Source organism: Salinimicrobium sediminis (assembly GCF_900215295.1).
GTDB classification, from domain to species: Bacteria; Bacteroidota; Bacteroidia; order Flavobacteriales; family Flavobacteriaceae; genus Salinimicrobium; species Salinimicrobium sediminis.
Genome location: NZ_OCMF01000001.1, coordinates 395,546 through 409,880 on the forward strand (window position 1 = coordinate 395,546; position 14,335 = coordinate 409,880).

The following is a 14,335-nucleotide window of genomic DNA, read 5'->3' on the forward strand; positions in this document are numbered from 1 at the left end:
CTATTTCGGCCTCCCTACTTTCCGGAATATTAACTTTACTGCATGAAAAACTTTTACAGTTTATTCGTGGTGGTGGCGTTGCTTTCCGGCATCTCCGTTTTTGCCCAACTTCCACCCCGAATTGCAGAACTTCAAAAAAAGTATGAATCATATTTTGATTTAAACAGGGAAACAATTTTTCTCCACCTTAATAAAACTGCCGTTGTTCCCAACGAGGATCTCTGGCTTTCTGCCTATGTCTACAATAACAAACTGGACCTTCCAAACCGGCAAACGGTCAATCTTAATGTGCAGGTGTATGACGAGAATGGTGAGTATATAGACTCCCATATCGTTTTTATATCGGAAGGAAAGGGATCGGTTTTTCTGGATCTTGATCCTGAAAAATATAAACCCGGACACTATTTTTTAAAGGCTTCTACGGCTTATATGCAAAACTTCGAGGAAGACCAGTCTTACATACAAGGCTTCACCGTAATTGGACAGGATGAGGAACCTCCTTTAGTTACAAAAGAGCGTGATTTACAGTTATTACCCGAAGGGGGAGTTCTTTTAACAGGAGCTATTAATTCTGTTGGTGTAAAACTTATAAATGAAAAAGGGGAAGGGGCCAGATTTCAAAACGCTGTACTGTTAGATTCAGGACAAAATGAGATCACCAGGTTTGATTCCAATAAATTCGGAATGGCAAGATTCTTTTTTACTCCTGAAAAGGAAAAAAATTATAGGGTTGTTTTAAAGACCGAAACGGGAGAAGAAATTTCGAAAGAAATAGCAGAGCCGGAAAAACAAGGTTTTTCACTCGTCAGCATTGATAGAGGTGATCATTTCCTGTTCACCATAAGAACTAATAAGGCTACTCAAAATTCAATTAAAGACAAAGATTTTCTTATTGCCTTACATAAAGATGGAAACCTGAAGACCTTGAATTTCAGTTTTACAGAAAGCAACCTGGAAGCTAATATAATTGTTAGCAAAGATCACTCTTTTGGAGGCGTAAATACGGTTACAGTTTTCGACCCACAATTGCAACCGGTATTGGAGCGTAAGATCTTTAACTCCAATAAAATTAAGAGAGGCAGGATTGTTTCCGAAAGAAGAGCCTTGCAAATGGACTCGCTTTTTATTGAACTTTCTTCATCTACCCCTTTACTCAGTGAGGCTTCTTTAAGTATTTCCGTTCTTCCCTCTGAAACTAAGGCATATCATCCCAAACATAATATTCTTTCAGCTTTTTTATTGAAACCCTATGTAAAAGGACATATTGAAGAAGCTTCTTATTACTTCTCTGATGGCAATAAAAACCGAAAGGCTTATGACCTGGATTTACTTTTACTCACCCAGGGGTGGAGTAAATTTGACTGGAGTGAGGACAAATCCGGTATACCCGGGGAAAGGTTCGGGCCGGAAATAGGATTCACCATTGAAGGCAGCGTGATTGGCAGGAGGAAGAAAGAAAATGACCTTTTTATAAGATCTGAAAACACAGGATATTTTGAAATGGTGGAGCTCCAGAACAATGACAGGTTCTCTGTTAAAAATGCTTTCATTATTGATAGCACCTTATTATCTTTTGGCGTATTGAATACCAGGAACGATAAAGTTTCGAAACCATCATTAACAGCAAAGATCCTCCCTATAAAAGACACTTCAAATCATCCTACTGCTTTCAAGTCTTCGGAAAAATATTTTATCCCGGAGAAAAAAATTACGATCCCCGAAAATTTCCTTGGTGGCTCTATTGCCCTCGATACTGTTATGATCAAATCAGAAAAACAGGAAAAAGAAAAAGATCGCTATGAGTCTCAGGGGTTTGGTGAAGAAATTGAAATTACTGAAGCAGTGGCAAACAGATTTCAGTTTATTACAGACTATCTTTCTACCAAAGGATTTGAAGTAACTCATGGCCATGGCACAGTTCAGGTGAAAAACCGGATGAGCTCTACCCTTAGCAGCAGTAACCGGAATGTATACCTCTACTGGAACGGTGCACCGATAGGTACCGACCATAGCATCCTTTACGGTTTACATTCCAGTGAAGTTGAATCGATTGTTATTAATAAAATGGGATACGGAATGGGAGGTAATGGCTTTAATGGAGCGATTAGGATCACCACCAGAAAAGGTGGCCTAAGGCGTGATAGAACAGAAACTGTAAAAACCCTTATCGCAGGGAACGGATTTAGCACTAACAAAGAATTTTATTCTCCTAAATATAATTCTTACTCCAATAAGAATTTTCGCGACTATGGAGTCATTCATTGGGATTCTGATTTTATTATTGAACCAAATGGCCATAATATTCTCAAAATATTCAACGTATTACAGCCCAATGTAAACTTATACATTGAGGGAATGAATGCGGATGGTATGTTATTTTCGGAGGTATTGACTGTACCCCTTACAAGTAATAAATAGTAAAGCTGAAAACGGTGGGTTAGATTAGAGGAGTAGGTTTCATTTCTTATAAACCTTCCCCTCCTTCATTACAAATTCTACTTCCTCAAGAGTTTTTATGTTCCTGGAAGGATCTTCTTTAACGGCTATAATATCTGCAAAAAACCCGGGAGCGATCTGTCCCAGTTCGTTTTCCATCTTCAGGATCTGTGCAGGAACAAGAGTTGCGGACTGGATAGCTTCCATTGCCGGCATTCCTGCCTCTACCATATAACCAAATTCTTTGGCATTTTTCCCATGTTCAAAAACTCCGGCATCTGTACCAAAAGCTATTTTTACTCCTCTTTTATAAGCTTTTCCAAAGGTATTCTGGATCTTGGGACCTATTTCCCGGGCCTTAGGCACTACGAGTTCGGGATAATAGTTTTTTATTTCAGATTTTTCGGTCACTTCTTTCCCGGCGGTAATAGTAGGAACAAGATAGGTACCGTGCTGTTTCATAAGATCCATGGTAGCTTCGCTCATAAGGGTCCCGTGTTCAATTGTAGTCACACCTCCCTTTATTGCACGCTGCATGCCTTCATCTCCATGGGCATGGGCAGCAACATGAAAATCATAATCTTTAGCCATATCTACAATAGCTTTAATCTCTTCAAGAGTAAACTGCGGATTGGAACTACTTTTCGCCACACTTAACACGCCGCCGGTAGCGGTGATCTTGATAAGATCTGCACCATTTTTATAGCGCTGGCGAACTGCTTTTTTGGCATCTTCCACACTGTTCACTACTCCTTCTTTAGGACCCGGATCTCCGGCTAATTCCCGGTTCATTCCGTTGGAAGGATCGGCGTGACCACCTGTGGTCGCCAGTGATTTTCCGGAAGTAAAGATACGGGGGCCCTTCACTTTACCTTTGTTGATGGCATTACGCAAAGCTATATTCACACCGGAACCACCCAGATCTCTAACCGTGGTGAATCCTGCCAATAAGGTAGTTTCAGCAAAACCTACTGAATTAAAAGCATCATCGGCTTCATTGTTGGTGAAACGCTCAAGGTATTTGGAAGGATTGGTCTCACTTTCCAGATGCACATGCATATCTGTTAAACCCGGAAGCACATACATATCCCGCAAGTCAATGAGACTGTCTGAAGTCTTTGCCGGCTGTACAAATCCTTTCTCCACACTTTTGATCTTATTGCCTGAAACAATGATGGTATGGTTACCAAGCACCTTCCCTGATTTGGTGTCAATCAAATTTCCGCTTTGAATATAGATATCCTGTGCAGCAGCAGTAAATGTGAAGATTAGGCAAATTGCCGTCAAAAGTACTTTCATGTGAGAATTATTGGTTAAGAAAATCTTTTATTGTCTTGGTAATATAGTCAATTTGTTCCTCATCCAGTTCTGTATGCATAGGCAGGGAGATCACTTCCTGTACCAATTGATTGGTCACCGGGAAATCGGCCTCATTGTAGCGTTCGTCCTTATAGGCTTTTTGGCTGTGAAGTGGAATTGGATAATAGACCCCGAAAGGAATTCCCTTTTCTAAAAGATGTTTTGCCAGGGCATCTCTTTTTCCATTAGCAATTTTGAGGGTGTATTGGTGATAGACATGAGTATCTGCTTCGCCTTCAGTAAATGGCACTATTACTCCCTCCACATCTTTAAAAGCTTCAGAATATTTGCGGGCAGCTTCCTGCCTCGCTTTATTGTATTCGTTTAGATTTGGAAGCTTAGCACGCAGCACCGCAGCCTGTATACTGTCCAACCTTGAATTCACTCCCACCACATCATGGTGATATCGCTCATACATCCCATGGTTTACAATTCCGCGGATGGTATGTGCCAATTCATCATCATTGGTGAAGATCGCTCCCCCATCACCGTAACATCCAAGGTTTTTAGAAGGAAAAAAGGATGTGGAAGCCACATGACCTATGGCACCTGCCTTTTTGGTGTTACCATTTTTGAAATGATAATTGGCACCTATAGCCTGGGCGTTATCTTCAATTACATATAAACCATGCTCTTCCGCAATTTCCATGATGGCATCCATATTGGCCGATTGTCCAAAAAGATGTACGGGAACTATAGCTTTGGTTTTTGGAGTGATCGCTTTCCTGATAGCTTCCGGATCGATGTTGAAGGTATCGGGCTCCACATCTACCAGGACCGGAGTCAACTGAAGCAGTGCAATGACTTCCACAGTTGCCGCAAAGGTAAAGTCGGCTGTGATCACTTCATCTCCGGGTTTCAATCCCAGACCCATCATTGCGATTTGCAGGGCGTCTGTTCCGTTGGCGCAGGGGATGACATGTTTTACATCCAGGTACTCTTCCAGTTCTTTTTGGAAAGATTGTACCTCGGGCCCGTTAATAAAGGCGGTGGTATCTAAAACCTCTAAAATTGAATAATTTACAGTATCTTTTATCTTCTCATATTGACCTTTAAGATCAACCATTTGTATTTTTTTCATCTCGTAAAGTTGTAAGCACGAAAATACAAAGAATGCCACCTTTCTCAATGGGTTTTTCTTAATTTAGCACTCAAATCACCGGCTTTGCATTTCCTTTATAATTTCCTTGTTAATACTACCGAAAAGCTATTACCTCTGTCGGGCAGGTTCAATGAGAAACTGAAGCTTTTTACTGAAGGCAGAAGGGGGCTTTTTGAAAAACTTGCTTCGGAAATTTCCCCACAGGACAAGACCATTTTAATACATGCAGCTTCTTTGGGGGAATATGAACAGGCTGTTCCCGTGATCTTAAAGCTGAAAGAGATCTTTCCGAAACATAAGATCGTATTGAGTTTTTTCTCCCCTTCGGGCTATGAAGTAAAAAAAGATAGATCTCTGGCAGATGTAGTGACTTATCTCCCTTTGGATACCCAAAAAAATGCCGAAGGATTTCTTGACCTGGTGCACCCCGATTGGGTGCTGTTCGTAAAATATGAATTCTGGCCTAATTTATTGAGAACGCTCCAAAAAAGGAATATCAGAAGTCTTTTAATTTCCGGAGCATTTAGGGAAGATCAGCTGTTTTTTAAGCCCTACGGAAGATGGATGCAGAAATACCTGGAGGCTCTTGAGTTTTTCTTTCTGCAGAATAAAAGCTCCCTTGAATTGCTTCAGGGTATAGGATTTGAAAATGCAAGAGTAAGTGGAGATACCCGCTATGATCGCGTCTCGGCACAACTGGAACAAGACAACCGGCTCATTTTTATTGAAGAATTCCTGCAGGATAAGCTCTGTTTGGTTGCCGGCAGCACCTGGCCCGAAGATGAAGAACTGCTGGTAGATTACCTTAATGCAGCAGGAGACGAAGTGAAATTTATCATTGCACCACATACTTTAAAAAAGGAAAAGATCAGGGACCTGCAGGAGAAAGTAAAGGTACCCACAGTCCTTTATTCAGATAAAGCAGATAAAAAATTAGAAGATTACAAGGTGTTTGTCATAGATACCATTGGATTGCTCACCCGCATCTACAGCTATGCAGATATAGCTTATGTAGGAGGCGCAGCGGGAGACACAGGTCTTCATAATGTGCTGGAGCCTGCTGCCTTTGGGATTCCTGTGATCATTGGAAAAAACTATTCCAAATTTCCGGAAGCCTCAGCTTTAAAAGAGGCCGGAGCATTGTTTTCAGTAAAAAGCAAGGAGGAGGCCGCCGAAGTTTTAAACAGGCTGTTGCAGAATGAAGATTTCAGAAGAAGAAAGGGAAAGGCAGCGGCAGATCTTATTGAAGAACAGCGTGGGGCAACACTAATGATTTCAGACTATCTCCTAAAAAACAAATAAAAAAGAGGCTTTCTTCATGGCTGCCTCAGCACTTTCTTCAAAGACTTCTTTGGATATATAAAAAATAGTTTAAATTTGTTTTAACTAATTAAACATACTAACATGAAAAAATTATTTTTAGGATTACTTGTAGCTGCATTTACTCTTTCTATCTACTCTTGTAGAGAAACAACTGAGGAAAATGTAGAAACTGACATTGAAGAAGTAGAAACTGATCTTGAAGAGGCAGGAGACGACATCGAAGAAGGTCTTGAAGAGACAGGAGACGAGATAGAGCAAGCTGGTGAAGAAGCCGGTCAGGAGATCGATGAAGAAATTCACGAAACTGACGATATGCAGTAGGCATTTTTCTTCAAAAAATTTCAAGCCATAAGTTCTCTTATGGCTTTTTTAGATTAAAAGAAAAAGATATGAAAAAGCTGTTTTTAAGTTTTGTGGTCGCAGTATTTACTTTAACTGCTTATTCCTGCAGGGAAACCACTCAGGAAAAGACCGAAGATGCTCTTGAAGCAATTGGCGAGGACGTGGAAGACGGAACCCGTCGTGCCGCTGAAGAGATCGAAGAAGGAGCTGAGAAAGTCGAACAGGAGATCGATGAAGAAATTCACGAGACCGACGACCAGGTTCAACAGTAAAATCTGATTTGAAAATCATTTATAAGCCGCTCCTGTTGAGCGGCTTTTATTTTAATAATTCCTTACCTTAAGGAGAGAAAGTAAACGATGAAAATAGCTGCTTTTTTCCTTTTACTACCACTGTTCTTAACTACTGCCTGTATGAGATCCATCACAGAACTGTCCAACCCCAACGTTCAGGTTATCGGACACAGGGGCCATGTCTCAGCCTATCCCGAAAATAGCATCGAAGGATTTATTAGCGCTGTTGCCCTGGGAGCCGATGCTTTGGAGATGGATCTGGTTATTTCTAAAGATCATCAGGTAGTTGTCTCTCACGAACCATATATGAAAGCGTCTTATATGATCTCTCCTGAAGGTAAAAGGATCAATAAGAATGGAGAAAGAGATTATAATCTATACGAAATGCCTTATGACAGTATTCAACAATATATTCTCGGAATGTTGCCCAATGCTAAATTCCGCAAGCAGAGGCAAATTAACACTCATAAACCATTATTGACCTCGGTTTTAGATACTGTGCAAGCATTTATAAAGCATCAGAATCTGGAACCTGTAAAATATTATCTGGAAATAAAATCAGATCCCGGGGAATATAACATTTTTCAGCCACAACCGGAGGAGTTTGCAGCTGTGGTCATGGAGATAGTAAAGGAAAAAAATCTTGAGGACCAGGTCGTCCTGATGTCCTTTGACAGTAACATTATCAATACCATCCAAAACAAGTATCCCCATATTAAAGTTTCCTACCTGCTGTACAGGAAAGGTATAGAAAAAGGCCTCAGGGAATTAACTATACAACCCGAATATATAAGCCCATATTATAAGCAGTTAAAAAATGCACAAACAGTAACCTCTTTACAAAACCGGGGATTAAAAGTAGTTCCCTGGACTGTAAACAGGAAAAATGATATTTTAAATATGTTAAACTATGGGGTAGACGGGATCATAACCGACTATCCCGAACCTGTGCTCAAAGAGAAGAATAAACTCAGCCCGAAATAACTATTTATTAGCCATTACTTCATTGATCTTGGCGATCAAATCTTCCATTTCAAATGGTTTGGCTATAAAATCATTTGCACCCGCTTCCCGGCATTTCTTTCCCGCGTCATGTAGTGCAGACATCATAAGCACGGGTGTATCTTTTGTCTCCTCGTTGTTGCGCAATCTTGCACACACATCTGTTCCATTGACGCCTGAGATGAGCATGTCCAAAAGAACAAGATCAATATCGTTTTCTACAATTAGCCTTTCCGTTTCTTCCGGCTTCGGGGTAACTGTAACTGTATACTTATAATATTCCAGCAGGGTTTTCAGCATTTCGCCAATTCCGGAATCATCGTCAACAACAAGAATTTTATTATTTTCCATAACTTAATTTTCTATTGATATTGCAGAAAGTTTAAAACAAAAATCAGATCCTATTCCTTTCCGGCTTTTGATTTCTATGCTGCCCTTGTGCCGCTCTATAATTTCATTAGCCAGATATAAACCAATTCCAAAACCTGAATAGGTTTCCTCATTGACCCCTCCTATTCTATAGAATCTTTTAAATATTTTTCGGTGATATTCTTCATCAATGCCTATACCTTTATCCCTAACACTTACTCCCACCTTTTTTGTCCCTGCCGCTACGATATGTATTTCTATATCCCGGTTTTCGGGAGAATACTTGATAGCATTGGTTATAAAATTGATTAAAACCTGCCCTATTCTATCCCTGTCGGCATTTACCTCTGCACGACACTCATGAAAAATTCTTATTTGATGCTGGGTATTGGTAAGTTGAATATCCTGTACAGTTTGTTCTACCAGTTCATTGATACCGAATACACTTGTCCTTAATTCCAGTTTATTCTCTTCAAGTCTGGAAAGATCTAACATTTCAGAAATGAGCCTGGTCAATCTTACCACCTGATTATCTATTCGCTCCAGGGAAGGCTTGAGAGGAATACCTGCGGGAATTTTATCCTCCACCATCTTTAACATACTTAAGAGTAGCTGTACATAACCTTTAATGGAAGTTACTGGGGTCTTTAGTTCATGACTTACCATTTTTAGGAAATCTCCTTTTCTTTTTTCTTCTTCCTTAAGGCGCTGGATTTCGGTATTGGTACTAATCCACATTTTGATCTCCCCCTGTTCATCCTTCACTGCTTCGGCCCGGTTTAAGTGCCACAGATATTTTCCGGTTTTATTTTTTATTCTTACTTCTGTTTCAAATCCTGCTCCTATTTCTAAAGATTCCTGCCAGTGTGTCTGAATCTGGTTTCGGTCTTCAGGATGGAGCAACTCTTTCCAGCCGGAATATTTTAATTGTTCTCTTGAGAGCCCCGTGTAATCCAGCCAATTTTTATTAAAGTAGATCGCCTCCCCCTTTGCGTTGGTGTTCATTACTTTTTCGGGCATAAGATTGGCAAGTAATCTAAAATGCTCCTCCCTTTCCTTTAATAAATTACGGGATTTGACCATGTCCGAAACATCTACGGCCATATTAAGGATACCATAGATATTACCCTGCCCGTCACGCAGGGGCTTATAGGTGAAATTAAAAAAGCCGGTCTCCATTTTGCCATTTCGCATGAGATCTACCCGATCTTCTTCTCCCCAATAGGTTTCCCCGGTGTCGAATACATTCTCCAACAATTCATGGAAAGGTTGTCCTTCCAATTCCGGCAGAGCTTCCCTAAGGGTAGTTCCCACTACAGAACGATCTTTTCCCCATACTTCAATCATTGCATCATTGGCAAACTCAATTTTCATTTCCTTGCCATAATAAATTGCTGTGGCGACAGTGGCCTCTTCGACAATAGAACGGGTACGATGTTCTTTTTCAATGATCACCTGTTCCTTTATCTTGTCCTCATGCACATCGATGACACTTCCAATAAGACCCTGAAATTCCCCATTTGATCCGTATTTTGGTCTTCCTCTATCAATGACCCACCGGTATTCCCCCTCTTTGGTCTTAAGGCGGTAAGAAACATTGAATTCTTTTTGTTCCCGGTGCGCTTTTTCAAATTCCTCCAGAGTTTTATGATAATCCTCGGCATGTACCGCCCTCAACCATCCTGCTCCTAAAGATTCATCCAGCTCCTGCCCGGTATAATTATACCAGTTTTTATTAAGATAAAATCCCTCTCCATTTTGATTTGTAATCCAGATAATCACCGGCACAGTATCTATCCAATTGCGAAGCTCCTTCTCACTTTCCTCAATTTTTTTACGATTGAGGACTTTTTCGGTTACATCTACTGCATGAACAAAAATCCCGTTAACCTTTCCGGATGAATCATGCATAGGCTGATAGACAAAATCCAGATAGATTTTTTGATCGGACGAGTTACTTCCTTCGAGTTTTAAAGAAATCTCTTCTCCAACAAAGGGTTTGCCCGATTGATAGACATTATCTAACATGGTGATAAACCCCTGGTTTTCCACTTCAGGCAGGGCATCTTGCACTTTTTTTCCAATAATGTCCCTGTAGCTCAGCAACTGCAGATACTTTTCATTGGCAATTTCAAAAATATGTTCGGGACCTTTTAAAATACAAATGAATGCAGGGGCTTCGGAAAGAATTTCGTTGAGAAGTTTTCTATAGGTGATCTCACTACCCGTTTCTTTGGCAGTAGAGAAAGAAAGCAGAAAAAGGTCATCTCCTCCTACCGGAATATCAATTTTTTTCCCACTAATGCTAATCGGTATCTGTTCCTTAAGTGCAGAGGGCAGCAGTAGATAAAATTGCGGCATCGCCTCTGGTGAGCTCTTTAGGCGGGATATAAATTCCCTTAGTTGCGGACTATCCCAAAGCTTATCCTCAAAAAAAAGAAGATTTTCCCCTAAAACCATTTTTCTTTTGAACCCAAACCGGGAGTAGAATTCCTGATTTGCTGCTTTAACAGTTCCTTCCGGGTCTATCACGAGGACTGGGTGCGGAAGAGCATCTATTATAGAAGAGGCAAACTTTATATTATCAGGATTTTCCGTGTGCGGCACCTGGGAGTGATTCATTAATTGGAATTAGTAAGGGAAAAAGCTAAAATACTTTTTTATAAATCCCTTTTTCTAAAAGAAATCAAAAAATTACTCCCTTTTTCCCTTTGGTAAATAAGTTACTTTAAATCATTCAGGCCGTGTAGCGCAGGACGATATATACAGCAAGGACCACGCTTAGGATGAGCACTAAAGTTCGCCAGTATTTATAAGATTGGTCGAGCATATCAGAATTTTAAACAGAGTAAATTAGCAGATGAAAACGGGAATAGCTATGGGGGAAAACCCGTAATTTTTCAGAACAAAAAACCCTCTAAATCAATAAGATAAAGAGGGTTTCTGTACTCGGAGCGGGAGCGGAAACCATCATTTTTAACTATTTTATCAACCCCTATAAAACCTACATAAACCTGCAGTTTTATTAAACACCTCAACAATATCAATAGGTTACAAAGATATTAATAGAATAGAATAAAATAGAATAGTGTTCAGAAGATGTTCGGAAGATGTTCGGAAGATCAAAAAAAGTTGTAATTTAGTTTTGTTCAAATGTTCAAATACTTCTAATTATGGCAACAGTTATTTACAGAATACGCGGAAAATCTTCTATTTATATTTCCTTAACCATGGGCAGGGGCATTAAATTAGAAACTAATACAGGTTTTAATGTAAACCCCAGAGACTGGAGCAAGATTACCAGTAAACCAAAACAAAATTCTGAAACCAATAAAAAAACCTTTGCAGCCTTATCAAAATTAGAAACCTTTATATATGATGAGGTTAACAACGCACAGGGGCAAGGGCAGTTAATAGACTTATTTTGGTTAAAGGATAACATAAATAAATGTTTTAACCGGGTTAAGAAAACCGACCAAAATTTAATGGTTAATCATATTCAGTACATTATTGACAATGCCAATACAAAGAAAATTAAAGGCAGTAATAAAGTCGGACTATCCCAAAACCGGGTTACAGGTTATAAGACCTTTAAAAAGGTTGTTGAGGAATATCAAAAGGAATTAAAAAAGAAGATCCATTTCCATGATATTAATAAACCCTTTGTTGACCGTTTTACAAATTGGTTAATGAAGAAAAAGAACTATTCTACAAATTACGCGGGCAAGATTTTAGACAACCTTAAAACCGTTTGTTTAGATGCCGAAAAACTGGAAATAAAAGTTAACCCTTATGCAAAGCAAATAACAGGGTTTAAAGAGCAAAACAGCGAAAGATTAATAGTTACCTTATCTTTTGAAGAATTGGAGCAAATACGAACCGCAAATCTAGAAACCGAAGCACAGGAAAACGCGCGCAAATGGTTGTTATTAGGTTGTGAAATAGGACAAAGAGCAGGCGACTTGTTGAGGTTAACCCCGGACAATTTACGATACAAAGGAAACCGCATTTATATTGATATTGAACAACAGAAAACAGGTAAAGCCGTAACAGTCGGAATTATTGGACCGCACGTTATTGAAATTGTAGAAAATAACTTTCCGTACCCGATCTCACAACAGAAGTTAAACAAACATATAAAACAGGTATGTAAACTTGCCAAATTAGAGGAAAAAATAGAGGGCAAGAAGTTTGACAAAAAGACCGGGCGCAAAAAAACAGATACTTATTTCAAATGGCAATTAATAACCTCTCACACCTTTAGAAGATCATTTGCAACCAATTATTACAAGAAGATACCAACAGCCGTTTTAATTGGTATTACGGGGCACTCTAAAGAAAGTATGTTTTTAGAATATATCAACAGGCGCGAAGATAAAGACTTAAATGCCGATCTCTTTATGCAGTTTTATGAAACCATACACCAAGACAAAGAACCGCAGTTAAAAGTTATTAAAAACGCGTCAAACCAATAAATAAACACCTCAACACCCATTGCACCTGGCAAGGGGGTTTTTTATTTTATATTAGCAATGGCAACGTATAAAAATTGTTTAAATGGTATATAGACCACCCCACATTGTTTTCGACAGGTTACATATCATGGCCCAAATAATAGCAAGTGAAATTGAGATTAAAATCAGCAGTAAAGCGGATAATCTACGCCTTAATTATGCTTTGCGAAAAAAGGAGCAAGACAAAGATCAGTTTACTTCAGAGAAATTAAAAAAGGTAAGAAAACAACTGGGAAAATATGAAGGCGATATTGCATTGTACTTGCGGGAAATGGTAATAGACAAAAACAATTCTTTAGATGATATTGAAGAAGATGAAAGAATAGAAAGGCTTTGCTATAATTTTTTAGACTCACTTTTTTGGCCAGAAGATTTAATTAAGTTAGACCCTAAACTGCTGGAGAATGAGGACTACACATGGGATTCCAGAATAGAAGGAAATCAAGATAAAATCAATAAAATTGAAGTCTTTATAGAAGCGATGGCACTTGCAGGTCTCTATGTTGATCTTCAATCATTAGAAGGAGTTGGAGTCCATGAAGAAGATAAAAGGATAGATTTCAAACCATTGCCTTCAAACCAAAGCCTTCTCTTCAATGGCAAAAAACTCAACCTGACAGAACGGATTTTAATTGCAAATAAAGTCTTAGATTTTGAAACCAAAATAAGAACGTTGAACATTTCTGATACTGAAAAATATCAGTTAATGTCCTACGTACTAGGAAATGATGTTAGTAACGTGCGCAATGTAATTAATGGCACGCGACCTAACAAGGTTAGAGAAAACGAAATAAATTCTTACCTAAAAGATTTAATGAAATAAAGTTTGTGCAAAGTTGGTTTTGCACATCTTTTACACACTCCTCTTTCTGACGATATCATTGCACTGTATTAATCTATAAAACAGTTTGCAATGAGCAACGTAACACAACTTCACAACGCAACCCCAGAGCAATTAACAGATGCAATTCTTCAAGGGGTAAAACAGCAATTAGAAGAATTAAAAAAGCAATATAAACCTAAAGAGCCGGAAGAGTATCTAAGCCGTTCAGAGGTTGCAAAATTGCTTAAAGTTGACATTTCCACGATTCACAACTGGGGTAAAGCCGGAAAACTCAAAAGGCACGGTTTAGGAAACCGCATATACTACAAACGTTCGGAAGTAGAACAGGCAATCCAAGAACTCTAAACTCCGGACAAATGACAGTAGCACCCCCAACAGTATATAAATACAAGGAAATTAACGTGGGTAAATATGCCACCGTTAAACATTACGAACTTCAGGAGGTTTTAAATGGAAGTAATCTACTTTCCAACAAGATCAATATAAGTAAAAGCCGAGATTTTGCGAGAAGCAGACCCGATTACTGGTTATATCTGAGAGAAGACAACAAGTGGAAGAAACCGGCAGTTACGGGACTGTTCAAAACCTCTAAACCACTCGTATACAAAGGCGACCAGCATGATAAAAAGAACTTAATGTTATTTTCGTTCTCGAAAAATGCAGAAGAGGTTATCATTCATTACTTCCCAGATTTCTTTACTGCCGATTTAACACACGTTCTACCACTCATAGTACAAGATTCTAAATAACC

13 protein-coding genes are annotated in these 14,335 nt (G+C 39.1%); 9 read left to right on the forward strand and 4 right to left on the reverse strand.

All coding sequences use genetic code 11. The features are described 5' to 3' along the window. Positions 1-42: 42 nt before the first annotated feature. A complete protein-coding gene (locus CRO16_RS01760; protein WP_097054630.1) occupies positions 43-2,418 on the forward strand; it encodes a hypothetical protein in 2,376 nt (791 codons plus the stop codon). Positions 2,419-2,457: 39 nt separating this feature from the next. Here the strand turns inward: CRO16_RS01760 and CRO16_RS01765 are convergent, their stop codons facing one another. Then, positions 2,458-3,735, reverse strand: coding sequence for a metal-dependent hydrolase family protein (locus CRO16_RS01765; RefSeq protein ID WP_097054631.1), 1,278 nt, complete (start codon positions 3,733-3,735; stop codon positions 2,458-2,460). Between the two features lie 7 nt (positions 3,736-3,742). Then, complete coding sequence (locus CRO16_RS01770; protein ID WP_097054632.1) at positions 3,743-4,876, reverse strand: DegT/DnrJ/EryC1/StrS family aminotransferase; 1,134 nt, start codon at positions 4,874-4,876, stop codon at positions 3,743-3,745. An 84-nt stretch (positions 4,877-4,960) separates the two neighbouring features. On the opposite strand from CRO16_RS01770, the gene CRO16_RS01775 reads away from it, so the two are divergent. The 4 genes from CRO16_RS01775 (at position 4,961) to CRO16_RS01790 (ending at position 7,839) form a co-directional block, all read left to right on the forward strand. Continuing rightward, entirely contained in the window at positions 4,961-6,199 is a 1,239-nt protein-coding gene (locus tag CRO16_RS01775) for a 3-deoxy-D-manno-octulosonic acid transferase (protein WP_245858846.1), read from the forward strand. Positions 6,200-6,301: 102 nt separating this feature from the next. After that, positions 6,302-6,541 (forward strand): hypothetical protein, encoded by a 240-nt coding sequence (locus tag CRO16_RS01780; protein ID WP_097054633.1) that lies wholly within the window; start codon positions 6,302-6,304, stop codon positions 6,539-6,541. 68 nt (positions 6,542-6,609) lie between these two features. Further along, positions 6,610-6,834: a hypothetical protein gene (locus CRO16_RS01785; protein ID WP_097054634.1), complete on the forward strand. Its 225-nt coding sequence runs from the start codon at positions 6,610-6,612 to the stop codon at positions 6,832-6,834. Positions 6,835-6,975: 141 nt separating this feature from the next. Further along, positions 6,976-7,839, forward strand: a complete 864-nt coding sequence (locus CRO16_RS01790) for a glycerophosphodiester phosphodiesterase family protein (RefSeq protein ID WP_179670471.1) — start codon at positions 6,976-6,978, stop codon at positions 7,837-7,839. Here CRO16_RS01790 and CRO16_RS01795 read toward each other — a convergent pair whose 3' ends face one another. Further along, positions 7,840-8,208: a response regulator gene (locus CRO16_RS01795; protein ID WP_097054636.1), complete on the reverse strand. Its 369-nt coding sequence runs from the start codon at positions 8,206-8,208 to the stop codon at positions 7,840-7,842. A 3-nt stretch (positions 8,209-8,211) separates the two neighbouring features. Further along, a complete protein-coding gene (locus tag CRO16_RS01800) occupies positions 8,212-10,848 on the reverse strand; it encodes a sensor histidine kinase (RefSeq protein WP_097054637.1) in 2,637 nt (878 codons plus the stop codon). A 551-nt stretch (positions 10,849-11,399) separates the two neighbouring features. Between CRO16_RS01800 and CRO16_RS01805 the strand changes: the two genes are divergently transcribed. The 4 genes from CRO16_RS01805 to CRO16_RS01820 all read left to right on the forward strand — a co-directional run bounded on the left by CRO16_RS01805 (position 11,400) and on the right by CRO16_RS01820 (position 14,333). After that, a complete protein-coding gene (locus tag CRO16_RS01805) occupies positions 11,400-12,701 on the forward strand; it encodes a tyrosine-type recombinase/integrase (RefSeq protein WP_097054638.1) in 1,302 nt (433 codons plus the stop codon). An 82-nt stretch (positions 12,702-12,783) separates the two neighbouring features. Continuing rightward, the gene (locus CRO16_RS01810; protein WP_143544391.1) at positions 12,784-13,563 is read left to right on the forward strand and encodes a hypothetical protein; all 780 of its coding nucleotides are present in this window, start codon (positions 12,784-12,786) and stop codon (positions 13,561-13,563) included. A gap of 90 nt (positions 13,564-13,653) precedes the next feature. After that, positions 13,654-13,929, forward strand: coding sequence for a helix-turn-helix domain-containing protein (locus tag CRO16_RS01815; protein WP_097054640.1), 276 nt, complete (start codon positions 13,654-13,656; stop codon positions 13,927-13,929). Positions 13,930-13,940: 11 nt separating this feature from the next. Then, positions 13,941-14,333: a hypothetical protein gene (locus CRO16_RS01820; protein ID WP_097054641.1), complete on the forward strand. Its 393-nt coding sequence runs from the start codon at positions 13,941-13,943 to the stop codon at positions 14,331-14,333. The last annotated feature ends 2 nt before the right edge of the window (positions 14,334-14,335 follow it).